Here is a 23,498-nt window from a genome sequence, read left to right on the forward strand (position 1 = left end):
CCCCCAGAAGGCCCAGAACTACACCGTCCACACCACCGTCGCATTCTTCGAACACGGCCTCAACAGCCGCTCACAGCGCTAACGCAACGGTGTTGATGCCGACGACCTAAGATGATCAACGTGTCCGACCAGCCCGCCCCCCGGTCCCTCATCGTCACGCTCTACGGCGCGTACGGCCGCTTCGCGCCGGGCCCGGTGCCCGTCGCCGAGCTGATCCGGCTGCTGGCCGCGGTCGGCGTCGACGCGCCCTCCGTGCGCTCCTCGGTGTCCCGGCTGAAACGACGCGGCCTGCTGCTGCCCGCCCGCACCCCGCAGGGCGCCGCCGGGTACGAACTGTCGGCGGAGGCAAGGCAGTTGCTGGAGGACGGCGACCGGCGCATCTACGCCACCGCGCCGCCCGAGGACGAGGGCTGGGTGCTGGCGGTGTTCTCGGTGCCGGAGTCGGAGCGGCAGAAGCGGCACGTGCTGCGTTCCCGGCTGGCCGGTCTCGGCTTCGGCACGGCCGCCCCCGGCGTGTGGATCGCCCCGGCCCGGCTGTACGACGAGACCCGGCACACCCTGGAACGGCTGCGCCTGGACGGCTACGTGGACTTCTTCCGCGGCGAGCACCTCGGTTTCACGCCGACGGTCGAGGCCGTCGGCCGCTGGTGGGACCTGGCGGCCGTCGCCAAGGAGCACGAGGCGTTCCTCGACCGCCACGCGCACGTGCTGCGGGCCTGGGAGCGGCGCGAGGACACCCCGGCGCAGGAGGCGTACCGCGACTACCTGCTCGCCCTGGACGCCTGGCGCCACCTGCCCTACGCCGACCCCGGCCTGCCCGCCGGACTGCTGCCCGGCGACTGGCCGGGAACGCGCTCGGCGGCGGTGTTCCGGGGGCTGCACGAGCGGCTGCGGGACGCGGGCGCCGCCTTCGCGGGCCTGCTCCCCGACGCCTGAGCCGCCCCGGTCTCGACTCTCCAGCTTCAACTCTCCAGTTTCAGGCGGGGTTTGGGGGCGTCCGTGCGGCCGGTCCGCGGCGGCCGGCTGCCCGCCCGGTACGGGGCCGGCCAGACGGCGCCCGGTCCGTCGTAGCCCTGTTCGGCGGCCGCGTGCAGGGTCCAGTGCGGGTCGTACAGGTGCGGGCGGGCCAGCGCGCACAGGTCCGCGCGCCCGGCCAGCAGCAGCGAGTTGACGTCGTCCCAGGAGGAGATGGCGCCGACCGCGATCACCGGGATCCGCGCCTCGTGCCGGATCCGGTCCGCGAACGGCGTCTGGTACGACCGGCCGTACTGCGGCGTCTCGTCGGCGACGACCTGCCCGGTGGAGACGTCGATCGCGTCGGCTCCGTGGGCGGCGAAGGCGCGGGCGATCTCGACGGCGTCCTCGGCCGTGGTCCCGCCCTCGGCCCAGTCGGTCGCGGAGATCCGTACGGTCATGGGCCGTTCCTCCGGCCACACGGCCCGTACGGCGTCGAAGACCTCCAGGGGGAACCGCAGCCGCCGCTCCGACGAGCCGCCGTAGGCGTCGGTGCGCCGGTTGGTCAGCGGGGAGAGGAATCCGGACAGCAGGTAGCCGTGGGCGCAGTGCAGTTCGAGGAGGTCGAACCCGGCCCGCGCGGCCCGCCCGGCCGCCGCCGCGAACTGATGCCGCAGGTCGGTGAGTTGGGCCCGGCCGAGTTCCCGGGGCGTCTGGCTGCCCGGCTTGTACGGCAGCGGGGAGGCGGCCACGACCGGCCAGTTGCCGTCCGGCAGGGGCTCGTCCATGCCCTCCCACATCAGCCGGGTCGAGCCCTTGCGCCCGGAGTGGCCGAGCTGCACGCCGATCGCGGTGCCCGGCGCCCGCTCGTGCACGAAGCCGGTGATCCGCCGCCACGCCTCGGCCTGCCGGCCGGTGTAGAGGCCGGCGCAGCCGGGCGTGATGCGCCCCTCGGGCGACACGCACACCATCTCCGTCATGACCAGTGCGGCCCCGCCGAGGGCGCGGGCGCCGAGATGCACGAGGTGGAGGTCGCCGGGGACGCCGTCGGCCGCGGAGTACAGGTCCATCGGGGAGACGACGACCCGGTTGCGCAGGGTCAGGCCGCGCAGCCGCAGCGGCGTGAACATCGGGGGTGTGCCGGGCGGGCAGCCGAACTCCCGCTCCACGCCGCCGGTGAAGCGGGCGTCGCGCAGCCGCAGGTTGTCGTGGGTGACGCGGCGGCTGCGGGTGAGCAGGTTGAAGGCGAACCGGCGCGGCGGCTGGTCGACGTACAGGGCGAGGTTCTCGAACCATTCCAGGCTGGCGCGGGCGGCACGCTGGGTGGAGGCGACGACCGGCTTGCGCTCCTCCTCGTAGGCGGTCAGCGCCGAGCGCAGGTCGGGCTGTTCCTCCAGGCAGGCCGTCAGCGCCAGGGCGTCCTCGACGGCGAGTTTGGTGCCGGAGCCGACGGAGAAGTGGGCGGTGTGGGCGGCGTCGCCCAGCAGCACCACGTTGCCGTGGGACCAGCGCTCGTTGACGACCGTGCGGAACGTGGTCCACGCCGAGTCGTTGGACCGCAGCGGTCTGCCGCCGAGCGCGTGCGCGAAGACCTTGGCGCAGCGTTCGACGGACTCCTGCGGGGTGACCTGGTCGAACCCGGCCGCGCGCCACACCTCCTCGCGCATCTCGACGATGACGGTGGAGGCCCCGGACGCGTAGGGGTAGCCGTGCAGTTGCATGACGCCGTGCTCGGTCTCGGCGATCTCGAACCGGAAGGCGTCGAAGGGGAAGTCGGCGGCGAGCCAGAGGTAGCGGCAGCGGTGGGGGGTGACCTGGGGGCGGAACACCTGGGCGTAGGTCTCGCGGGTCGCGCTGTGCACTCCGTCGGCGGCGACGACCAGGTCGTGGGTCTGCGCGAGGCGCGCCACGGGCGGTGCCTGGGTGTGGCGCAGGTCGACACCGAGGGCGTGGCAGCGGGCGTGCAGGATCTCCAGGAGGCGCTTTCGGCTCAGGGCGGCGAAGCCGTGGCCCGTGCAGGTGTGGCGGATGTTCCTGTGGACGACGTCCACGTCGTCCCAGCGGACGAAGTTCCGGCGGAGGGCGTCGTGGACGTCGGGGTCGGCGTGTTCGATGCCGCCGAGGGTCTCGTCGGAGAGGACCACGCCGAAGCCGAAGGTGCGGTCGGCGGGGGTGCGTTCCCAGAGGGTGACCCGGCGGTCGGGTGCGCGGCGTTTCAGCAGGGCGGCAGTGTAGAGGCCGCCCGGGCCGCCGCCGATGACCGCGACGCGTGCGGGGCGGGCGGGCCCGTCGTGCGCGGGCCGCGGCGTCGCGGCGGGGTGCGCCCCCGGGGCCGGCACGCTCAACGCCCCTGCCATTTCGGCGGCCTCTTCTCCGTGAAGGCCGCGTGGAACTCCGCGTAGTCCTCGCCGTTCATCAGGAGGGCCTGGGTCGCCGCGTCCAGTTCCACCGCCGCCGCCAGCGGCATGTCGAGTTCGGCCGTGAGCAGGGCCTTGGTCTGGGCGTACGCCAGTGCCGGGCCGTCGGCCAGGCGGCGGGCGAGGCGGTGGGCGGCCTCGTCGGCACGGGCCTCCTGCGCCAGCTCGCTGACGAGGCCGATCCGCTCCGCCTCGGCGGCGCGGACCGGTTCGCCGAGCATGAGCAGGCGGGTCGCGTGGCCGAGGCCGACGACGCGGGGCAGGAGGTAGGCGGCGCCCATGTCGCCGCCGGAGAGGCCGACGCGGGTGAAGAGGAACGCGAAGCGGGCGCTGGGGTCGGCGACGCGGAAGTCGGCGGCCAGGGCCAGCACCGCGCCCGCTCCGGCGGCCACCCCGTGCACGGCCGCGATCACCGGGAACGGGCACTCCCGTACCGCCCGGACGACCTGGCCGGTCATCCGGTTGAAGTCGAGCAGCTGGGCGGTGTCCAGGGCGAGCGTGGCGCCGATGATCTCCTCGACGTCTCCGCCGGAGCAGAAGCCGCGCCCCTCGCCGGCCAGCACCAGGGCACGCACGGAGCGCTCCCTGGACAGCTCGGCGAGCAGGTCGCGCAGGTCGGCGTAGGCGCCGAAGGTGAGCGCGTTGAGCTTCTCGGGGCGGGCGAGGGTGACGGTGGCGACGCCGTCGGCGTGGGTGACGCGCAGGTGGTGCCAGTCGGAGGTGCGGGCGGCGGAGCCGGTGAAGGGACTCATGAGGGCGGCCTCCTCGACGAGTGGTCACCCCCGAAGCTATCACTTGTACGTGACTGTCGTCAGGAGCGCGCGATAAGAGTGGCCGGTGCGCGACGGACGCGTCACCGCGCGGAGGGTCCGGTCCGCGTCACCCGCGTCACCGGTCCTCGACAAGGCGGTGACGACGGGATCAGGGGTGCGCCCGGGACCGTTGTGACGGGTAGGCCGACCGGCGACGGGGCGGACGGCCCCGTACGGCGGACGGTCCCGTACGGGACCGGTCCGGGCCTCCGGCGGAGGCCGCCGTACCATTCCTCACATCGAAAGCAGGGCCGCCCGGTGCCGCACACGGGGACCTGCGCCATGAACGGACTCGCCTTGCACGAACGCCCCTCCCCAGCCGCGTCCTGGCGCGTCGCGCTGCCGCACTCCGCCGCGGCCGTGCCGGTCGCGCGCGCCCTGGTCCGCACGGCGCTGACGGAGCTGGAGCACGGGGCGGACAGCGACACGGCGGAGCTGCTGACCGCCGAGCTGGTGGCGAACGCCGTGGAGCACACCGCCGGGGACGACCCGATCGAGCTGGTGGTGCGGCTGCTGCCGACCGGCTGCCAGGTCGAGGTGCACGACCCCGACCCGGTGCCGCCCGGTGACCTGACCCGTCCGGCCGCCGGCCGGGAGCCCGACCCGTGGCAGGAGCACGGGCGCGGGCTGCTGCTGATCCGCGCGCTCAGTTCGTCCTGCGGTCACCGGCCGACGGAGACCGGCAAGGCGGTGTGGTTCCGGCTGGCCGCCGTTCCGCCGCAGGGACGCCCGCGTCCGGTGTGAGCCGGGCCCCGCGGGGCCGGCGTCGCCGCGGTCCTACCGGGCCAGCGTCGCCACCAGGACGGCCTTGATGGTGTGCAGCCGGTTCTCGGCCTCGTCGAAGACGACGGAGTGCGCGGACTCGAAGACCTCGTCGGTCACCTCCAGCGAGTCCAGGCCGTGCCGGTCGTGGATCTCGCGGCCGACCTCGGTGCCGAGGTCGTGGAAGGCGGGCAGGCAGTGCAGGAACTTGACGTCCGGGTTGCCGGTGGCGCGCAGGACGTCCATGGTCACGGCGTACGGGGCGAGGGCCTCGATCCGCTCGTCCCAGACCTCCTTGGGCTCCCCCATGGAGACCCACACGTCGGTGGCGACGAAGTCGGCGCCGCGCACGCCCTCGGCGAGCGACTCGGTGAGGGTGACGCGCGCGCCGCTGACCTCGGCCAGCTCGCGGGCGCGGTCGACGACCTCCTGGGCGGGCCAGGAGGACTTGGGGGCGACGATCCGCACGTCCATGCCGAGCAGGGCACCGGTGACCAGGTAGGAGTTGCCCATGTTGAAGCGGGCGTCGCCGAGGTAGGCGAGGGTGATCTCGTGCAGCGGCCGGTCGGTGTGCTCGGTCATGGTGAGCACGTCGGCGAGCATCTGGGTGGGGTGCCAGTCGTCGGTGAGGCCGTTGTAGACGGGCACGCCGGCGTACGCGGCCAGTTCCTCGACCTTGTCCTGGCTGTCGCCGCGGTACTGGATGCCGTCGTACATCCGGCCGAGCACGCGCGCGGTGTCCTTCACGGACTCCTTGTGGCCGATCTGCGAGCCGCTCGGGTCGAGATACGTGGTGGAGGCGCCCTGGTCGGCGGCGGCGACCTCGAACGCGCAGCGGGTGCGCGTGGAGGTCTTCTCGAAGATCAGGGCGATGTTCCTGCCGGCGAGGTACCGCGTCTCGGTCCCGGCCTTCTTGGCGGCCTTCAGCTCGGCGGCCAGCTCGATCAGCCCGCGGAACTCCTCCTGGGTGAGATCCAGCTCCTTGAGGAGGTGGCGGCCGGCGAGGGCGGTCGGGACTGTCGCCATGGGGGCGCTCCAGAGGTGCGGTGAACAGGTTCCGCGGCAGGTTCGCTGACGCGTTCATTGACGGTCTCAATGACAGGGGCTTGGAAGTCTATACGATGTTCAGCATTTATATACATCCCCGTCTCGCCGCCCACCGGCACCACCCCACCAACGCCGCCCCGCCGCCCCCGCACCGGCCGGCACGCCGACGGCTACACCGGACCCCGCTCCACCGGGCAGCTCATGCAGCGCGGCCCGCCCCTCCCCCGCCCCAGCTCGCTGCCCGGGATCTCTATGACCTCGATGCCCTGCTTGCGCAGATGGGTGTTGGTGGTGGCGTTGCGCTCATAGGCGACGACGACGCCCGGCTCGACGGCCAGCACGTTGCAGCCGTCGTCCCACTGCTCGCGTTCGGCCGCGTGCACGTCCTGGGTGGCGGTGAGGACGCGGATCTCGCTGAGTCCGAGGGCGGCGGCGATCGCGCGGTGCATGTGCTCCGGCGGGTGGTCGGTGACCTTGAGCTCCTTCTCGCCGACACCGGGCTCGATGGTGTACGAGCGGAGCATGCCGAGACCGGCGTACTGGGTGAAGGTGTCACCGTCGACCATCGTCATCACGGTGTCGAGGTGCATGAACGCGCGCCGCTTCGGCATGTCGAGGGCGACGATCGTGGCCGCCGAGCCCGCCGCGAACAGCTTGTGGGCGAGCATCTCGACGGCCTGGGGGGTGGTGCGCTCGCTCATGCCGATGAGGACGGCGCCGTTGCCGATGACGAGGACGTCCCCGCCCTCGATGGTGGAGGGGTAGTCGGCCTGCCCCTCGGACCAGAGGTGGAACTCCTCGGGGCGGAAGAGGGGGTGGTGGCGGTAGATCGCCTCGAAGTGCACGGTCTCCCGCTGCCGGGCCGGCCAGCGCATGGCGTTGATGGAGACGCCGTCGTAGATCCAGGCGGAGGTGTCACGGGTGAAGAGGTGGTTGGGGAGGGGGCCGAGGAGGAAGTCGTCGAGTTCCATGGCGTGGAAGCGCACGGAGGTCGGCTCGGGATGCGCGTCGAGGAACTCCCTCTTGGTCATGCCGCCGACGAGGACCTCCGCCAGCGCGGGGGCGGGCAGGTTCTCGAAGGCCGCGCGGAGGTGGTCGGTGGCGAGCACCCCGTACTCCTTCTCGTCGAAGACCCGGTCCAGGACGAGCGCTCGGGCCGCCGGGATCTCCAGGGCCTCGGTGAGCAGGTCGCCGAAGAGGTGGACGTCGACGCCGCGGTCGCGCAGCACGTCCGCGAAGCCGTCGTGCTCGGCGCGCGCCCGCCGCACCCAGAGCACGTCGTCGAAGAGGAGGGCGTCCTTGTTGCTGGGGGTGAGCCTTTTGAGCTCGAGATCGGGCCGGTGCAGGATGACGCGGCGCAGCCGCCCGGCCTCGGAGTCGACGTGGAATCCCATGCCTCCATCCTGACCACCGGGACCCACCTTCACCCGCCCCCGGCCCGATTCCGCACCAGCTTGTTCTCGTCCTCTTGACGACAAATGGATCTCCCGCTTATCGTCCCGATGACGAAAACAGTCCGACCGAGGGGGATCCCGTGGCCGACATCACCCGGCGCCTGGGCTGGCGCCATCTGCGGGGCGCCCCGACGGCGCACATCCGCCACCACCGCTCCGGCACCCTGGTGCACGACGGTCCGGGGCTCAGCTTCTGGTTCCGCCCGCTGACCGCCGCGCTCTCCGAAGTCCCGGTCGACGACCGTGAACTGGCCATGACCTTCCACGCCCGTACGGCCGACTTCCAGGACGTGGCCGTCCAGGCGACCGTGACCTACCGGGTCGGCGACCCGGCGCTGGCCGCCGCCCGTCTCGACTTCTCGATCGACCCCGACACCGGGGCCTGGCGCGGCGCCCCCCTGGAACAGCTCGGCACCCTGCTGACCGAGACGGCCCAGCAGCACGCGCTGGACGTGCTCGCCCGCACGCCGCTGTCGGCGGCGCTGGTCGACGGGGTGACGGCGGTGCGCGAGCGGGTCGCGGCCGGGCTCGCGGCGGAGCCCCGGCTGCCCGCCACCGGCATCGAGATCGTCGCCGTACGCGTGGTGGCGCTGCGGCCGGAACCCGAGGTGGAGCGGGCGCTGCGCACCCCGGCGCGCGAGCAGATCCAGCAGGAGGCCGACCGGGCGACGTACGAGCGGCGGGCGGTGGCCGTCGAGCGGGAGCGCGCGATCGCCGAGAACGAACTCGCCAGCCGGATCGAACTCGCCCGGCGCGAGGAGCAGTTGGTCGACCAGCGCGGTACCAACGCGCGCCGCGAGGCCGAGGAGGAGGCGGCCGCCGACAAGGTGCGCGCCGAGGCGGAGGCGGCCCGCCTGGTCCGGCTGGCGGAGGCGGAGGCGGCCCGTGCCGTGGCCCTCGGCGACGCGGAGGCGACCCGTTCGGTACGGCTCGCCCGCGCGGAGGCGGAGGCGGCCCGCGAGGTGGGCGAGGCGCGGGCGCAGGCCCAGGCGGCCTGGCTCCGGGTGCACGCGGACGTCGACGTCGCCACCCTGCACGCCCTCACCGGCACCCGGCTCGCGGAGAACCTGCCGCACATCGACAGCCTGACCGTGTCGCCCGACGTGCTGACCGGGCTGCTGGCCAGGCTGGGAGCACCGCAGTGAGTCTCGCCCCGCGGGCCGTGCTGGTCCACCGCACCACGGAGTACGAGGAGCTGGTGGCCCGGCACGGCACGCACGGCCAGGCCGCCTTCTTCCTCTCCTCGCGGGGCCGGGACATCGAGGAGATCGCCGAACGCCACCGCGCCACCCGGCGCGCGCTGGCCCGGGTGACGGCGGCGATCCCCCTGACCTGGCGTCAGAGCCGGGTCGAACGGCGGGACCTGGACCGTTTCCTGTTCGCGCCCGAGGACGTGGTGGTCGTGGTCGGCCAGGACGGGCTGGTGGCGAACGTCGCCAAGTACCTGGCGGGCCAGCCGGTCGTGGGCATCGACACGGACCCCGGCCGCAATCCGGGCGTCCTGGTCCGCCACCGGCCCGCCGACACCGAGGCGCTGCTGGCGGCCGGCACCGGGGACGTCGAGGAACTGACCATGGTCGAGGCCGTCGCCGACGACACCCAACGGCTGGTGGCCCTGAACGAGATCTATCTCGGCGCGGCCGGCCACCAGACCGCCCGGTACCGCCTGGGCCTCGACGGCGACGGGGGTGTCGCCGAGGCCCAGGCCTCCTCCGGAGTGCTGGTCGGCACCGGCACGGGAGCCACCGGCTGGATCCGCTCGGTCCGGCAGCAGCGCGGCGGCGACGGCCCGCGCCTGCCGGGCCCGTCCGAACGGCGGCTGCTGTGGTTCGTCCGGGAGGCCTGGCCGTCCCCGGCCACCGGCACGGCTCTGGTCGCGGGCGAACTCACGGCCGGCGCCCGGCTGGCCCTGACCGTCGAGTCGGAACGGCTGATCGCCTTCGGCGACGGCATCGAGAGCGACGCGCTGGAACTGACCTGGGGGCAGCGGGTGACGGTGGGCGTGTGCGGGGAACGGCTGCGGCTGGTGCGCTGACACCGCACCCCGCCGCCGCGCCCCGCCCGTCCCGGTGACTCCCCCTCCCCCTCGCCGCGTCCGGCCCGACCCGGTGGCCCGACACCCCGCCGCCCCGCGCCTCACAGCCGGGGGTCCACCGGCTCCGACTCCAGGGCCAGCACGCCGAAGACCGCCTCGTGGACGCGCCACAGGGGCTCGCCCTCCGCCAGCCGGTCCAGGGCCTCCAGGCCGAGGGCGTACTCGCGGACCGCCAGGGAGCGCTTGTGGTTCAGGAAGCGCTGCCGCAGCCGGGCCAGGTTGTCGGGGCGGGTGTACTCCGGTCCGTAGATGATCCGCAGGTACTCGCGTCCCCGGCACTTGACGCCCGGCTGGACCAGGCGGCCGGCCTGGCCGCGCACCAGTGCCCCCAGCGGCTTGACGACCATGCCCTCGCCGCCGCGCTCCGTCATCTCCAGCCACCAGTCGACGCCGGCCCGCACCGACTCGGGGTCGGCGGTGTCGACGTACAGGCGCCGGGTCGTCCGGAGCAGACCGGTGCCGTCGTGCTCCACCAGCCGGTCCAGCAGCGCCAGTTGTCCGTCGTGGGGCAGGGCGGCGAGGCTGCGGCCCTGGACGGCCAGGATCTGGAACGGCGCCAGACGGACCCCGTCCAGGCCGTCCGTGGTCCAGCAGTAGCGGCGGTAGGCCTGCGTGAACGCGGCCGCGTCCGCGGCCCGTTCACGCTGCCGGGACAGCAGGTCGCGCACGTCGACCCCGCGCGCTGCCGCGCCCTCCAGGGCGGCCAGGGCGCCCGGGAAGACGGCCCCGGACGCGGCGCCGACCGCCGCGTACTGCGAGCGCAGCAGCCCGGCCGCCTTCAGCGACCACGGCATCAGCTCCGCGTCCAGCAGCAGCCAGTCCGTGTCGAGTTCGTCCCACAGGCCCGCCTCGCCGACCGCCGTGCGGACCCGGTCGAGGATCTGCTCGGTGACCGACTCGTCGTCGAAGAAAGGACGGCCGGTGCGGGTGTAGAGCGAGCCCGTGGGGCCGCCCGCGACGCCGAAGCGCCTGCGCGCCGTCTCCGCGTCCCGGCACACCAGGACCACCGCCCGCGAACCCATGTGCTTCTCCTCGCACACGACCCGTGCCACACCGTCCTCGGCGTACTGCGCGAACGCCTCCGCCGGGTGCTCCAGGTAACCCTCGACGCGGCTGGTCGGCGTCGGCGCCATGGTGGGCGGCAGGTACGGCAGCAGGCGCGGGTCGACGGCGAACCGGCTCATGACCTCCAGGGCCGCCGCCGCGTTCTCCTCGCGCACGGACACCCGTCCCGCGTGCCGGGTCTCGACCACCCGCCGGCCGTACACGTCCTTCAGGTCCAGCGGACGCCCGTCGTGCCCGCCCGGCGCCTCGGTCCGCAACGGCTTCACCGGCTCGTACCAGACCCGCTCGGCCAGTGCGTCGACCAGCTCCCGCTCCGGCCAGCGCAGCGCGGTCAGCTTGCCGCCGAACACGGCGCCGGTGTCCAGGCAGATGGTGTTGTTGAGCCAGCTCGCCTCCGGGACCGGGGTGTGGCCGTAGACGACCGCGGCCCGGCCCCGGTAGTCCTCCGCCCACGGGTAGCGCACCGGCAGGCCGAACTCGTCGGTCTCGCCGGTGGTGTCGCCGTACAGGGCGTGCGAGCGGACCCGGCCCGAGGTGCGGCCGTGGTACTTCTCGGGCAGACCGGCGTGGCAGACCACCAGCCGGCCGCCGTCGAGGACGTAGTGGCTGACCAGTCCGTCGATGAACTCCCGCACCTCGGCGCGGAACTCCTCGCTCTCGCGCTCCATCTGCTCGACGGTCTCGGCGAGCCCGTGGGTGTGCTGGACCTTGCGGCCCTTCAGGTGGCGGCCGTACTTGTTCTCGTGGTTGCCGGGCACGCACAGCGCGTTGCCCGACTTGACCATCGCCATCACGCGGCGCAGCACGCCGGGGCTGTCGGGGCCGCGGTCGACGAGGTCGCCGACGAAGACGGCCCGGCGGCCCTGCGGGTGCACGCCGTCGACGTAGCCCAGCTTGCCGAGCAGCGACTCCAGTTCGGCGGAGCAGCCGTGGATGTCGCCGACGATGTCGAAGGGTCCGGTGAGGTGGGTCAGGTCGTTGAAGCGCTTCTCGGTGACGACGGTGGCGTTCTCGACGTCCGCCACGCCCCGCAGGACGTGCACCTTGCGGAAGCCCTCGCGCTCCAGGTGCCGCAGCGAGCGGCGCAGTTCGCGGGTGTGCCGCTGGATGACCCGGCGGGGCATGTCGGCGCGGTCGGAGCGGGACGCGTTGCGTTCGGCGCACACCTCTTCCGGCACGTCCAGCACGATCGCGATGGGCAGCACGTCGTGCTGCCGGGCCAGGTCGATCAGCTGACGCCGGGATTCCTGCTGCACGCTGGTCGCGTCGACGACCGTGCGCCGGCCCGCCGCGAGGCGCTTGCCGGCGATGTGGTGCAGGACGTCGAAGGCGTCCCGCGAGGCGCTCTGGTCGTTCTCGTCGTCGGCGACCAGGCCGCGGCAGAAGTCGGAGGAGAGGACCTCGGTGGGCTTGAAGTGCCGCCGGGCGAAGGTGGACTTGCCCGACCCGGACGCGCCGATCAGCACGACGAGGGAGAGGTCGGTGACGGGCAGGACGCGGCCCTGCCCCGTGGTTTCCCGTGTGTCGCTCATGCTGCCTTCGCCTCCTTCTCGTTCGTACGCTTCTCGTTCGTACGCTTCTCGTGCGGGTGCTTCTCGTCCGTGGTCCGCAGGGTGAACACGGCCATCTGGGTCGGCGGTCCGACCTCGGGGTCCTCCGGTCCTACGGGCGTGAACTCCACGTCGTAGCCGTGCCGTTCGGCCACCGCGCCGGCCCAGGTGCGGAACTCCTCGCGGGTCCACTCGAAGCGGTGGTCGCCGTGCCGGACGTGGCCGGCCGGGAGGGTCTCCCAGCGGACGTTGTGCTCGACGTTCGGGGTGGTCACGAGGACCGTGCGGGGGCGGGCCGAGCCGAACACCGCGTATTCCAGGGCGGGCAGCCGCGGCAGGTCGAGGTGCTCGACGACCTCACTGAGCACGGCAGCGTCGTAGCCCTTGAGCCGGGTGTCGGTGTAGGCGAGCGAGCCCTGGAACAGCTTCACGCGCGAGGCCTGCCGCTCGCCCATCCGGTCCAGCTTCAGCCGCCGGGAGGCGATGGTCAGCGCGCGCATCGACACGTCGACGCCGACGATCTCCGTGAACCGCGGGTCCTTCAGCAGCGCCTGCACCAACTGGCCCTGGCCGCAGCCCAGGTCGAGGACCCGGGCGGCGCCGGACTCGCCCAGCGCGGCGACGATCGCGTCCCGGCGCCGCACGGCCAGCGGGGTCGGCCTCTCCTCGGCCTCCGCCTCCGCCTCGACCGCGTTGTCGATCTCCTCGACCGCGGTGTCGTCGGTCTCGGCGAGCCGCACCAGTTCCAGGCGTTCCATCGCCTGCCGGGTCAGCGACCAGCGGCGCGACAGGTAACGGCTGGTGATGAGCTTCTGCTCGGGGTGGCCGGGCAGCCAGCCCTCCCCGGCGCGCAGCAGCTTGTCGACCTCGTCGGGGGACACCCAGTAGTGCTTGGCGTCGTCGAGGACGGGCAGCAGGACGTACAGGTGCCGCAGGGCCTCGGCGAGGGTCAGCGTCTCGGACTCCAGCGCGAGGCGCACGTACCGCGAGTCGCCCCAGTCGGGGAACTCCGCGTCGAGCGCGACCGGTTCGGCGGTCACCGTCCACCCGAGCGGCTCGAAGAGGCGCTGCACCAGGCCGGGGCCGCCGCGCGCGGGCAGCGCGGGCACCTCGACGCGCAAGGGCCTCGGCTGCGAGGGCAGTTCGGGCTTCGCCGCGCACACGCCCCGCATGGCGCTGGAGAAGACGCCGCTCAGCGCGACGGCCAGCAGCGAGGAGGCCGCGTACGGGCGGTCGTTGACGTACTGGGCGAGCGCCGCGTCGGGGGCGCCGCCGCGGCCCTTGCCCTTGCCCCGGCGGACCAGCGCCACGGCGTCCACCTCCAGCAGCAGCGCCGCCGTGCAGCGTTCGGCGTCCGCCTCGGGGTAGAGGACGTGCGCCGTGCCGTAGGAGGTGGAGAACGCCTGCGCGTTGTCGGGATGCTTGTGCAGCAGGAAACCCAGGTCGGTGGCGGGGCGTTCGGGGGTGCCGGTGGTGGTGATCGTCAGGAACACGGTGGGTGCCTCGAAAGGGTTCGAAAGGAGCGAAAGCGCTGGTGATGCGCCTGCGCGCCTCTCCAACGTACAGAGATCGGCGCACGGGCACCCGGGATTTTCCCGCGCTACCCCGCCGTCCGTTCCCACGGCCTGACGCCGAGCTTCCCGGTGGTGCCGAGGTCGAGTCCGGGCGTCACGACGACCGGGTCGGCGCCCGCCTTCGCCCGGACCCGGACGTAGGGGACGTTCACCGGTGTGCCGAAGCCGGTGGTGTTGCGCCACACCAGGCTCGCCCTCGCCGTCTCGCCCGGTTTCAGGGTGACGGGCTCGGGCGGCACGTCGGGCCCGGCCCCGGTGGTGATCTCGCCGCTGCCCTCGAGGATCTCGACGCCGTCGACCGGCTCGCGGTCGTCGTCCAGCAGCTCCAGCAGCGGGTAGCCGTGGACGGTGTAGTCGCGCGGTCCGCAGTTCTCCAGGTGCAGGCCCACCACGCGCAGGCCCATCGCCGCGTCGCCCTGGTCGGCGGTGACCCGGATCCCGGAGGACGGGCAGTCGCCCGCCTCGGCCGGCGCCTCGGCCGCGGGCACCTTGGTGACGTCGGCTACCTCGGCGCGCGTCACCGACGAGGCTCCCGGCGTCGCCGCCCCCAGGGTGACGGTGCCGCGGACGGTCCTTCCGGGGCCGACCGCGCGCACGGTCTCGCGCTGGTTGCCCATGACCTCACCGGCGTCGTCGGTGAAGTCGACGAGGATCGTGTACGTCATCGCCTCGGAGCCCCGGTTGGTGACCTCGTAGGCGGCGGAGATGCCGGTGAGGGGGCCGGTGGGCAGCCGGTCGGCGGTGACCGAGAGGCTGCGCCGGGGGGACGGGGAGGGCGCGGAGGGCGACGGGACGGTCACCGAGGTGATCCGGACCCCGTCGACGCCCGGGTCGGTCACCCGGGCACCGGGTGAGGGGGTGCTCACGCCGAGGCCGGTGCTCCCGGGGCCGGCGTGCTGTGTTCCGCACGCCGAGAGCAGCAGGACGGTGGCGAGGGCCGGGAGGAGGAGGGGGGTGGGTCTGCGCATCCGGCCACCTCATCAGGGGGCCACCCCGGCGACTGTGGCGGAGGCCACAATTCCGGCCACAGGGCTGTCACAGTGTCCGCCGCCGCCCCGGGCCTTGGACAACGTTGTCCAAGGCCCGGAAGGCCGGGGTGCGGGTGCCTGCGCACCGTCGCGGTCCGGGCGTCGGACATCGTCGTCCGAGACCCGGGGTCCAGGGCGCGGGGCGCGCGGCCGTGCGGCACGCGGCATGTGCGCGGGGCGGCGGCGCGTGCGTCCGGCACGGCGCGTGCGTCCGGCACGGCGTGCGGGTCCGGCGCGGCGTGCGGGTCCGGCGCCGGGAACACGCGGGGCGCGCGGGGGTGTTACGGCAGCTGCGACTGGACCTGGGCGGAGATCAGCTCCAGGTGGTCCAGGTCGTGCAGGTCGAGGACCTGGAGGTAGAGGCGCGTGGAGCCGATCCCGGCGTAGCGGCCGATCTTCTCGACGACCTCGGCCGGGGTGCCCGCCAGGCCGTTCTCCTTCAGCTCGTCGACCTCGCGGCCGATCGCGGCGGCACGGCGGGCGACCTCCCGGTCGTCCTTGCCGACGCACACCACGAGGGCGTTGGAGTAGGTGATCGCGTCGGGTGCGCGCCCCGCCTTCTCGGCGGCGGCCCGGACCCGGCCGAACTGCCGCTCGGTGTCCTCGACCGAACTGAACGGCATGTTGAACTCGTCGGCGTAACGGGCGGCCAGCCGGGGCGTACGGGTCGCGCCGTGACCGCCGATGAGCACGGGGACCTTCGCCTGGGCGGGCTTGGGCAGCGCGGGCGAGTCCTTGAGCTGGTAGTACTCACCCTGGAAGTCGAAGGTCCGGCCGGCGTCCGTCGCCCACAGGCCCGTGACGATCTCGAGCTGCTCCTCCAGGCGGGCGAACTTCTCCTTCGGGAACGGGATGCCGTACGCGGCGTGCTCCTCGGCGAACCAGCCGGCGCCCAGGCCGAGTTCGACGCGGCCGCCGGACATCTGGTCCACCTGGGCGACCTGGATGGCGAGGACGCCGGGCAGCCGGAAGGTGGCGGCGGTCATGAGCGTGCCGAGCCGGATGCGGCTGGTCTCCCGGGCGAGGCCGGCGAGGGTGATCCAGGCGTCGGTGGGGCCGGGCAGGCCGTCCACGTCACCCATCTTCAGGTAGTGGTCGGAGCGGAAGAAGGCGTCGAAGCCGAGGTCCTCGGTGGCCTTCGCCACCGTGAGGAGCGTGTCGTAGGTGGCGCCCTGCTGGGGCTCGGTGAAGATGCGGAGATCCATGCCTCCATCCTGCACGAGAAACCTCGTCGACCTCGGCATCCGCTCCTGCACCGTCCGTCCCGGCCGGAGGGTGCCGTACGGGGCCGGACGCCGGGTGTGCCGGCGGCGCCCGGCCCTCCCGCGGGGTCACCCCTCCCGCAGCACCCCTTCCCGCGCCGCCAGTTTGCGCAGCATCTCCTGGACCCGGTCCCTCGACTCGTCCGCCGCGTCGATGGCCTCCATGCACTGCCAGTACGTCCCCTCGTCGGCCGCCGAACTGGCGACGCCGACGAGGGCGATGCCGACCTCGCCGAGCAGGTCGCCCAGGCGGAGGAGGGTTTCGCGGGCGTCGTACAGCTCGGTGAGCCGGGCGGCGAGCAGGTCACCGGGGTCGAGGTCCGGGGTGTCCAGCACCCCGCAGCCCCGGCCCGCCAGCTCGGTCAACCTCAGCGCCTCGCCGCGCAGTTCGGGCGGGCCCGAGACCGCGAGGCGACTGCCGATCGCCTGGGCCAGGGCCTGCGCCTGCCACGCCTCGGTCAGGGTCCGTCTCCCGCCGTCACTGCCCGCGAGAGCCCGGCTACTCGTCAGAATGAGCCGCACCGCGTCCATGGGGCGCCCCCGTCTGTCCCGACGTGCTCCGCGCACGTCCACGTCACCTCATCACTACCCAGAGTGAAGGCGGATGAGACGAAAAGCCAGAGGAAGACCGAAATCTGTGGACAACAAATCGGTGTCGCACTCCGAAAAACTCACGGAGAGTGATAGTGGAGGGTGTCATTCCGCGGGCCGGCGGCCCCGGACGCCCGTCCCGCCGCCCGCGCGGGGCCGGTCACGGCGCCGGAAATCTCCGCTCGTTGCGGTCGATCTTCGCGTCGAGCGCGGCCAGCGGATCGATGCCGAGCACCTCGCACAGTTGCAGCAGATACGCCAGGACGTCGGCGACCTCGTCCGTCACCCGGTGCGCGCTGTCCGGGTCGTCCATCACGCGCGCCGACTCCTCCGGCGTCAACCACTGGAAGATCTCCACCAGTTCGGAGGCCTCCACGCTGAGCGCGGAGACGAGGTTCTTGGGGGTGTGGTACGGCTGCCAGTTCCGGGCCGCCGCGAACTCGGCCAGCCTGCGCTGCAGTTTCGCCACGTCGAGATGTTCTGTCACGGCTCCAGGTGTACCACCGTCACTCCGGCGGTCCCCGCCGCCCGGGAGGCGTCACCCACCGCCCCGGCACAGCGGACGCGGCCGCGCCCGCCGTCCGGACGGCGGGCCGCAGCAGGCTGCGGCACCGGCGCGGGTCGAGGTCCCGGCCGAAGCCGTCGGCGAGCACGACGAGCGGGGGTGGGCGGGGGCGGAAGCGGGGGCGGGGAGGACGTCAGCGGCACGGCCGTGTACGGACCGACGGCCGTGTACGGGCCGCAGGACTCCGCCGGGCCGGCGAACCGTTCCGCCTTCGTGAGCTCCCTGCGAACGGGCTACGTCCCGTGCGGGGCGGGGGGGCGACGGACCGCCGTCCCGTGCGGGGCAGGAGCGACGGACCGCCGTCCCGCCCGGCGCCCCGGCTCACCCTCCCGCGCCCCGCGCCCCGCTCACACTCCCGCGTCCTCCATGAGTCCGCTCACCTCGGTGCCCGGCGGGGTCAGCAGGAACACGTTGCGGTCGACCCGGTGCATGCCGCTGGCGAGGCCGAAGACCACGCCGGTGGAGAAGTCCAGCACCCGCTTGGCGACGTCGGTCTCCGCGCTGCTCAGATCGAGCAGCACCGGAATGCCGGCCATCAGGGTCTCGGCGACCTCGCGCGCGTCCGCGAAGACATTGACCCGCAGGACGACGAAGCGCCGCCGGGTCTCCGTCTCCGCGTCCGGCAGCGCGCGATGGCTCACCGCCGACGGCCAGGCGTCCCGGCCGCGCAACGGAACGACCTGAGCGAGCCCTTCCCACTGTTCATCGGTGACGTCGTAACGGTTCACCGGCACCCCCCGAACTGACTCGCTTTCACTGCCTGCACCAGCCATTCTTACGCCAAGTCACCCGTTCAGCCCAACAGCGACACGGGCCGCGACCGCCACGGAAGCCCCCGCACCGCTTCCCGGCCGCCTCGCAGCACAGCCTTCGCCTCCGCGAACACGCCCGCCCGCCGGCCCCGATCGCCTTCCCCTGCCACGTACTTGACGAGCAGCACGCCGGTGACACCGGCCCGACGAAGTCGGCCGGCCCCGTCCATCCTTCCCGGAACCACCGGAACGACGATCGCCGCGCCGCTCGCTCCAGGCACCCGTTCACTTCTGCACCAGCCGCGGAACCCGCCGCGGCCACCTCGCGCACGACACGTTCACCCGTGACTCCTTGCGCACGCCACGACACGCACACCATGATCGCTACACGACACGGCTCAGAATTGGATCGATTCCATTTCTTGAACCGTTCGTGTTTATGGGGGTAGGTTGGTGTCCATGACCACACCCGGTGTCCCGTCCACGGCGGAGGAGCTGCGCGGCGCCGGCCTGCGGGTGACGGCCGCCCGCGTCGCGCTGCTCGACACCGTGCGCGAGGGCGACCACCTCGGGGTCGAGGCGATCGCCACGGGCGTCCGCGACCGCGTGGGCCACATATCGCTGCAAGCCGTGTACGAGGCGCTGCACGCGCTCACCGCGGCCGGTCTCCTGCGCCGTCTCGAGCCGCCGGGCAGCCCCGCCCGGTTCGAGGGCCGCGTCGGGGACAACCACCACCACCTCGTGTGCCGCTCCTGCGGTGCCATCGCCGACGTCGACTGCGCGGTCGGCCACGCCCCCTGCCTGACCGCCTCCGACCGCCACGGCTTCTCCGTCGACGAGGCCGAGGTCATCTACTGGGGCCTGTGCCCCGACTGCTCCAGGGCCCCGTCGACCCCCTGATCCACCGATGTACCGATCCACCCGATCCACTGATCCACGCGGTAGCCAAGCCCCGTGATCCACGCAGTTCGGAAGGAACCCCCCAATGACCGAGAACCACGACGCGATCGTCACGGAACCGAAGGCGGAGGAGGCCGGCGGCTGCCCCGTCGCGCACGGGCGCGCCCTGCACCCGACCCAGGGCGGCGGAAACCGCCAGTGGTGGCCGGAACGCCTCAACGTCAAGATCCTCGCCAAGAACCCGGCCGTGGCCAACCCGCTCGGTGAGGAGTTCGACTACGCCGAGGCGTTCAAGAACCTCGACCTCGCGGCCGTGAAGCAGGACATCGCCGAGGTGCTGACGACCTCGCAGGACTGGTGGCCGGCCGACTTCGGCAACTACGGCCCGCTGATGATCCGGATGGCCTGGCACAGCGCCGGCACCTACCGCATCAGCGACGGCCGCGGCGGCGCCGGCGCCGGCCAGCAGCGCTTCGCCCCGCTCAACAGCTGGCCGGACAACGCCAACCTCGACAAGGCCCGCCGACTGCTGTGGCCGGTCAAGAAGAAGTACGGCCAGAGCCTCTCCTGGGCCGACCTGATGGTCCTCACCGGCAACGTGGCGCTGGAGCAGATGGGCTTCGAGACCTTCGGCTTCGGCGGCGGCCGCGAGGACGTCTGGGAGCCCGAGGAGGACGTGTACTGGGGTCCCGAGACCACCTGGCTCGACGACCGGCGCTACACCGGTGACCGCGAGCTGGAGAACCCGCTCGGCGCCGTCCAGATGGGCCTCATCTACGTCAACCCCGAGGGCCCGAACGGCAACCCGGACCCGCTGGCCGCGGCCCGCGACATCCGTGAGACGTTCCGCCGCATGGCCATGAACGACGAGGAGACCGTCGCGCTGATCGCCGGCGGCCACACCTTCGGCAAGACCCACGGCGCGGGCCCCGCCGACCACGTCGGCGACGACCCCGAGGCCGCCTCCCTCGCGGAGCAGGGCCTCGGCTGGAAGAACACCTACGGCACCGGCAAGGGCGGCGACACCATCACGTCCGGCCTCGAGGTCACCTGGACCGCCACGCCGACGCAGTGGAGCAACGGCTTCTTCAAGAACCTGTTCGAGTTCGAGTACGAGCTGACCGAGTCCCCGGCCGGCGCCAAGCAGTGGGTGGCCAAGGACGCCGAGGCCATCATCCCCGACGCCCACGACGCGTCGAAGAAGCACCTGCCGACCATGCTCACCACCGACCTGGCGCTGCGCTTCGACCCGGTCTACGAGCAGATCTCGCGCCGCTTCCACGAGAACCCCGACCAGTTCGCGGACGCCTTCGCCCGCGCCTGGTACAAGCTGACCCACCGCGACATGGGCCCGAAGTCGCTGTACCTCGGCCCGGAGGTCCCGGAGGAGACCCTGCTGTGGCAGGACCCGCTGCCGGAGCGGACGTACGAGCTGATCGACGCCGCCGACATCGCCGGTCTGAAGGAGCAGATCCTCGCCTCGGGCCTGACGGTCTCGCAGCTGGTCTCCACCGCCTGGGCGTCGGCCTCGACGTTCCGCGGCAGCGACAAGCGCGGCGGCGCCAACGGCGCGCGCATCCGCCTGGAGCCGCAGCGCGGCTGGGAGGCCAACGACCCCGACCAGCTCGCGCTCGTGCTGCGCACCCTGGAGGGTGTCCAGGAGTCCTTCAACTCCGGCCGCACCGACGGCAAGCAGGTCTCGCTGGCCGACCTGATCGTGCTGGGCGGCGCCGCCGCGGTGGAGCGGGCCGCCAAGGAGGGCGGCGTCGAGGTCGAGGTGCCGTTCACGCCGGGCCGGGTGGACGCGACCGAGGAGCACACCGACGCGGAGTCCTTCGCCGCGCTGGAGCCGGCCGCCGACGGGTTCCGCAACTACGTCGGCAAGGGCAACCGCCTGCCGGCCGAGTACCTGCTGCTCGACAAGGCCAACCTGCTGACCCTGAGTGCCCCCGAGATGACCGTCCTCGTCGGCGGCCTGCGCGTGCTGGGCGCGAACCACCAGCAGTCGCAGCTCGGCGTCCTCACCGCCACGCCCGGCGCCCTGACCAACGACTTCTTCGTCAACCTGCTCGACCTGGGCACGACGTGGACGTCGACCTCCGAGGACCAGAGCACCTTCGAGGGCCGCGACGCCGCCACCGGCGAGGTCAAGTGGGCCGGCACCCGTGCCGACCTCGTCTTCGGCTCGAACTCCGAGCTGCGCGCGCTGGCGGAGGTCTACGCGAGCGACGACGCGAAGGAGAAGTTCGTCAAGGACTTCGTCGACGCCTGGGTCAAGGTCTCCGACCTGGACCGCTTCGACCTGGTCTGACCTTCTCGCGCACCGGCCGGGCCGCTCCCCTCGGGGCGGCCCGGCCGTCCGCGTCCGCCAGCGGCCCCGGCCCCGCCGGCACACCGTCCGGCCCCGCCCCGCTCCGCCGACGCGAGGGGAACCCGGTGGGCCCGGCGGGCCGGCCACGCCTGGCCCGTCGAGCAAGCCGGGCACGCCGGGCACGCCTGGCACACCTGGCACGCCGGGCACGCCTGGCACGCCTGGCCCGCCAGCCACGCCTGGCCCGTCGAGCAGGCAGGGCAGGCAGGGCAGGCAGGGCCCGTGCCGCGCCGGGCGCACTCGGTGCCGCTCGGCGCCACCCGGCCACCCGGCGCCGCCCTGTGCCCCTCGGGGCCACGCAGGTCGGAGCGGCCGACCTCGAACCGGCCCGGTACCGATCTCGGCGACCGTGTCCGGCGCGCTGATCAGAATGGCACCGGCCCATGACGACGTCGCCGGCGCGGCCGCGGAGGCGGCCGCCCCCACTGCGGCCCCGCCCGGGCACGCGGCCCGGCCGTCCGGACCCGACAGCGGACGGCGGGGCCGCGTGCCGCCCGGTGTCCCGGCCGGTCCCCGGCGGCGGCCGGACGGGCCGACGGGCGGACGGACGGCTGGACAGGTGGCCGGACGGGCGGACAGGTGCGCAGGCGGGCACCGGTGAAGCGCACCGTCACGGCCCGGCGGTCCGCCGCATCACGTACGTGCCATGATGTGCCGCGTGAGTGAGCAGCGACAGCACGCCGAGATCGTCCACTGGCGCCGCAGTCTGTGGCGGGGGGCACTGTGCGAGCCGGTCCTGCTCGTCCTGACCCCCACCGAACTGCGTGCGCACGACCGGGCGTCGGGGATCGTCTTCCGGACCGCTCCCGCGGAGGTGAGCGGACGCCTCACCCGCTTCGGGACCCTCCGCCTGAACGTGGCGGGCCGGCGGTACGACCTGGTCGGACGCGGCGCCGACCTGTCCCCCGCGCCGAGCGCCGAACAGGAGCGGGACCTCGCCGCCCTGCGGCGGTCCCCGGCATCCGCGCCCGCCGGCTCCACCGGCTCCACGAACTCCACCGGCGCCGTGGACCAGTTGCTGAACGCGGGAGCCGCGGGCAGGATGCGCGCCTGGTACGCCCGGCTCAACACGGCGGGAGCCCGCCTGAGCTAGGGCGTGTCCGCGGCTTCGACACCTTCACAAGAACCGACCCCGTCATACCGCGCGTCCTGTTCTACGGTGCCATCAGTCACCCACGACCAGGGAGGAACCGTGCAGCAGACCGGGGCGGCACTTGCCGAGCGGATCGCCGAGCGGAGAAGAGGGGGTGACGACCCCCGTGCCCTGGTCGGCGAGATGCGGCGCTCGGTGCTCCTGGTGCCGGTGGCCGACGGCGGTCTGTGGTCGGTGCGTTCGGGCGGGGTGCGGTGGATCTGCGGGTTCACCGACGAGACGGCGCTGGCCCGGTTCGCGCTGCGGCACGGGCCGGGTGACCGGCCCATGGAGTACGCGGCGCTGCTGGGCGCGCGCATCGTCGACGAGATCGTGCCCGCCCTGGACGAGCCCGCCGGTCTCGCCGTCGACATCGCCACCGAGGACGGGTCGATGTTCTTCCCGCCGGTCGTCGGCATCGTCCCGGACGCGGTCGCCGTCGACGCCGGTGCGGCGGGACGTGCGACGGGGCGTGCGACGGGGCCCGAGACGGAACGGGGGCCGCGGTCGTGAGCGGTGACGGTACGGACCTGAATCTCGACAAGGCGTCCGTCGCCAAGTTCACGCAGGGCGTGGGCGCGACGATCGACCAGCTCGGCGACCTCGGCGGCCCCACCGGGTCGATCATGGGCAAGGGCTTCTCGGAGCTGGCGATGACCGGGATGGAGGCCGGACACCACGGCCTCTCGGTCGACTTCGAGGACTTCTGCGAGCGCTGGGAGTGGGGGGTGCGCGCGCTGGTGCACGACGCCGGCGAGCTCGCGAACCGTCTCGGGCTGGCGGCGGGCACCCTGTGGGAGCACGACCAGTACGTGGCGGGCACGCTCAAGGTGGGCGCCAACTCCCTGTTCGGCGGCAACCCGCACGCCAGTGAGGAGGAGATCGCCCAGCAGGACTGGGGCGACATCTTTACGCCGGACTACCTGGACCCGGACTGGAGTGCCGAGTCGTGGGACAAGGCCGGCGACGAGATGGGGCAGACCTGGAAGGACACCGGCCGCACCGTCCTCACCGAGGGCCGGGGCGGTCAGCAGTCGGAGATGCTCAACGACGCGCTCGGCATCTCCGACGACCAGTGGAACCAGGCGCTGGACGACACCTTCGGCCCGTCGCCGGAGGAACGCGCCCGGCAGGAACAGCAGCAGGGTGAGGCCGGGGGGAACTGAC

General features: G+C 73.3%; 20 protein-coding genes. 9 read left to right on the top strand and 11 right to left on the bottom strand.

Features of this window, described 5'->3' with window-relative positions; genetic code table 11:
* Positions 1–111 precede the first annotated feature (111 nt).
* On the top strand, positions 112–936 hold the full coding sequence (locus tag ACH4N1_RS33885) for a PaaX family transcriptional regulator C-terminal domain-containing protein (RefSeq protein WP_398104188.1): 825 nt from the start codon (positions 112–114) through the stop codon (positions 934–936).
* A gap of 26 nt (positions 937–962) precedes the next feature.
* Here ACH4N1_RS33885 and ACH4N1_RS33890 read toward each other — a convergent pair whose 3' ends face one another.
* Both ACH4N1_RS33890 and ACH4N1_RS33895 read right to left on the bottom strand, forming a co-directional pair.
* Positions 963–3,311: a bifunctional salicylyl-CoA 5-hydroxylase/oxidoreductase gene (locus ACH4N1_RS33890; protein WP_398104190.1), complete on the bottom strand. Its 2,349-nt coding sequence runs from the start codon at positions 3,309–3,311 to the stop codon at positions 963–965.
* On the bottom strand, positions 3,296–4,123 hold the full coding sequence (locus ACH4N1_RS33895; RefSeq protein ID WP_363090372.1) for an enoyl-CoA hydratase family protein: 828 nt from the start codon (positions 4,121–4,123) through the stop codon (positions 3,296–3,298). Before ACH4N1_RS33895 ends, ACH4N1_RS33890 begins: the two co-directional genes overlap by 16 nt.
* Positions 4,124–4,465: 342 nt before the next feature.
* On the opposite strand from ACH4N1_RS33895, the gene ACH4N1_RS33900 reads away from it, so the two are divergent.
* Positions 4,466–4,927, top strand: a complete 462-nt coding sequence (locus tag ACH4N1_RS33900; protein WP_398104192.1) for an ATP-binding protein — start codon at positions 4,466–4,468, stop codon at positions 4,925–4,927.
* A 33-nt stretch (positions 4,928–4,960) separates the two neighbouring features.
* Here the strand turns inward: ACH4N1_RS33900 and argF are convergent, their stop codons facing one another.
* On the bottom strand, positions 4,961–5,971 hold the full coding sequence (argF, locus tag ACH4N1_RS33905; RefSeq protein ID WP_398104194.1) for an ornithine carbamoyltransferase: 1,011 nt from the start codon (positions 5,969–5,971) through the stop codon (positions 4,961–4,963).
* 191 nt (positions 5,972–6,162) lie between these two features.
* The gene (locus ACH4N1_RS33910) at positions 6,163–7,386 is read right to left on the bottom strand and encodes an arginine deiminase (protein ID WP_398104196.1); all 1,224 of its coding nucleotides are present in this window, start codon (positions 7,384–7,386) and stop codon (positions 6,163–6,165) included.
* Between the two features lie 140 nt (positions 7,387–7,526).
* Here ACH4N1_RS33910 and ACH4N1_RS33915 point away from each other — a divergent pair, with 140 nt between their 5' ends.
* Both ACH4N1_RS33915 and ACH4N1_RS33920 read left to right on the top strand, forming a co-directional pair.
* Entirely contained in the window at positions 7,527–8,591 is a 1,065-nt protein-coding gene (locus tag ACH4N1_RS33915; RefSeq protein ID WP_398104198.1) for an SPFH domain-containing protein, read from the top strand.
* A complete protein-coding gene (locus ACH4N1_RS33920) occupies positions 8,588–9,481 on the top strand; it encodes a hypothetical protein (RefSeq protein WP_398104200.1) in 894 nt (297 codons plus the stop codon). Before ACH4N1_RS33915 ends, ACH4N1_RS33920 begins: the two co-directional genes overlap by 4 nt.
* A 101-nt stretch (positions 9,482–9,582) precedes the next feature.
* On the opposite strand, the gene ACH4N1_RS33925 is transcribed toward ACH4N1_RS33920, so the two are convergent.
* From ACH4N1_RS33925 to ACH4N1_RS33955, 7 genes are all read right to left on the bottom strand, one after another.
* Complete coding sequence (locus ACH4N1_RS33925; RefSeq protein ID WP_398104202.1) at positions 9,583–12,138, bottom strand: polynucleotide kinase-phosphatase; 2,556 nt, start codon at positions 12,136–12,138, stop codon at positions 9,583–9,585.
* Positions 12,135–13,649: a 3' terminal RNA ribose 2'-O-methyltransferase Hen1 gene (locus tag ACH4N1_RS33930; protein ID WP_398104204.1), complete on the bottom strand. Its 1,515-nt coding sequence runs from the start codon at positions 13,647–13,649 to the stop codon at positions 12,135–12,137. The genes ACH4N1_RS33925 and ACH4N1_RS33930 overlap by 4 nt, the downstream gene beginning before the upstream one ends.
* A gap of 107 nt (positions 13,650–13,756) precedes the next feature.
* Positions 13,757–14,698 (bottom strand): DUF4232 domain-containing protein, encoded by a 942-nt coding sequence (locus ACH4N1_RS33935; RefSeq protein WP_398104206.1) that lies wholly within the window; start codon positions 14,696–14,698, stop codon positions 13,757–13,759.
* A 341-nt stretch (positions 14,699–15,039) separates the two neighbouring features.
* A complete protein-coding gene (locus ACH4N1_RS33940) occupies positions 15,040–15,963 on the bottom strand; it encodes an LLM class F420-dependent oxidoreductase (protein ID WP_398104208.1) in 924 nt (307 codons plus the stop codon).
* Positions 15,964–16,089: 126 nt separating this feature from the next.
* Positions 16,090–16,551 (bottom strand): DUF6099 family protein, encoded by a 462-nt coding sequence (locus ACH4N1_RS33945; protein WP_398104251.1) that lies wholly within the window; start codon positions 16,549–16,551, stop codon positions 16,090–16,092.
* Between the two features lie 220 nt (positions 16,552–16,771).
* Positions 16,772–17,098: a nucleotide pyrophosphohydrolase gene (locus ACH4N1_RS33950; RefSeq protein WP_363090362.1), complete on the bottom strand. Its 327-nt coding sequence runs from the start codon at positions 17,096–17,098 to the stop codon at positions 16,772–16,774.
* Positions 17,099–17,523: 425 nt separating this feature from the next.
* Positions 17,524–17,904, bottom strand: a complete 381-nt coding sequence (locus ACH4N1_RS33955) for a cell division protein SepF (RefSeq protein ID WP_363090361.1) — start codon at positions 17,902–17,904, stop codon at positions 17,524–17,526.
* A 483-nt stretch (positions 17,905–18,387) separates the two neighbouring features.
* On the opposite strand from ACH4N1_RS33955, the gene ACH4N1_RS33960 reads away from it, so the two are divergent.
* From ACH4N1_RS33960 to ACH4N1_RS33980, 5 genes are all read left to right on the top strand, one after another.
* A complete protein-coding gene (locus ACH4N1_RS33960) occupies positions 18,388–18,828 on the top strand; it encodes a Fur family transcriptional regulator (RefSeq protein WP_398104211.1) in 441 nt (146 codons plus the stop codon).
* An 85-nt stretch (positions 18,829–18,913) separates the two neighbouring features.
* Positions 18,914–21,139 (top strand): catalase/peroxidase HPI, encoded by a 2,226-nt coding sequence (gene katG, locus ACH4N1_RS33965; protein WP_398104213.1) that lies wholly within the window; start codon positions 18,914–18,916, stop codon positions 21,137–21,139.
* A gap of 718 nt (positions 21,140–21,857) precedes the next feature.
* Entirely contained in the window at positions 21,858–22,292 is a 435-nt protein-coding gene (locus tag ACH4N1_RS33970) for a hypothetical protein (protein ID WP_398104215.1), read from the top strand.
* 99 nt (positions 22,293–22,391) lie between these two features.
* Entirely contained in the window at positions 22,392–22,844 is a 453-nt protein-coding gene (locus ACH4N1_RS33975; protein WP_398104217.1) for a hypothetical protein, read from the top strand.
* Positions 22,841–23,497, top strand: coding sequence for a hypothetical protein (locus ACH4N1_RS33980; RefSeq protein WP_398104219.1), 657 nt, complete (start codon positions 22,841–22,843; stop codon positions 23,495–23,497). The genes ACH4N1_RS33975 and ACH4N1_RS33980 overlap by 4 nt, the downstream gene beginning before the upstream one ends.
* Position 23,498: the final 1 nt, after the last annotated feature.

The organism is Streptomyces sp. NPDC017202, assembly GCF_044331705.1.
GTDB lineage: Bacteria > Actinomycetota > Actinomycetes > Streptomycetales > Streptomycetaceae > Streptomyces.

Bases quoted from the DNA above. Each gene is read 5' to 3' on its own strand.
- ACH4N1_RS33910 (WP_398104196.1), bottom strand. From the start codon at position 7,386: ATGGGATTCCACGTCGACTCCGAGGCCGGGCGGCTGCGCCGCGTCATC.
- ACH4N1_RS33945 (WP_398104251.1), bottom strand. From the start codon at position 16,551: ATGGACGCGGTGCGGCTCATTCTGACGAGTAGCCGGGCTCTCGCGGGC.
- ACH4N1_RS33925 (WP_398104202.1), bottom strand. From the start codon at position 12,138: ATGAGCGACACACGGGAAACCACGGGGCAGGGCCGCGTCCTGCCCGTC.
- ACH4N1_RS33885 (WP_398104188.1), top strand. From the start codon at position 112: ATGATCAACGTGTCCGACCAGCCCGCCCCCCGGTCCCTCATCGTCACG.
- ACH4N1_RS33935 (WP_398104206.1), bottom strand. From the start codon at position 14,698: ATGCGCAGACCCACCCCCCTCCTCCTCCCGGCCCTCGCCACCGTCCTG.
- ACH4N1_RS33940 (WP_398104208.1), bottom strand. From the start codon at position 15,963: ATGGATCTCCGCATCTTCACCGAGCCCCAGCAGGGCGCCACCTACGAC.
- katG (WP_398104213.1), top strand. From the start codon at position 18,914: ATGACCGAGAACCACGACGCGATCGTCACGGAACCGAAGGCGGAGGAG.
- ACH4N1_RS33895 (WP_363090372.1), bottom strand. From the start codon at position 4,123: ATGAGTCCCTTCACCGGCTCCGCCGCCCGCACCTCCGACTGGCACCAC.
- ACH4N1_RS33900 (WP_398104192.1), top strand. From the start codon at position 4,466: ATGAACGGACTCGCCTTGCACGAACGCCCCTCCCCAGCCGCGTCCTGG.
- argF (WP_398104194.1), bottom strand. From the start codon at position 5,971: ATGGCGACAGTCCCGACCGCCCTCGCCGGCCGCCACCTCCTCAAGGAG.
- ACH4N1_RS33890 (WP_398104190.1), bottom strand. From the start codon at position 3,311: ATGGCAGGGGCGTTGAGCGTGCCGGCCCCGGGGGCGCACCCCGCCGCG.
- ACH4N1_RS33960 (WP_398104211.1), top strand. From the start codon at position 18,388: ATGACCACACCCGGTGTCCCGTCCACGGCGGAGGAGCTGCGCGGCGCC.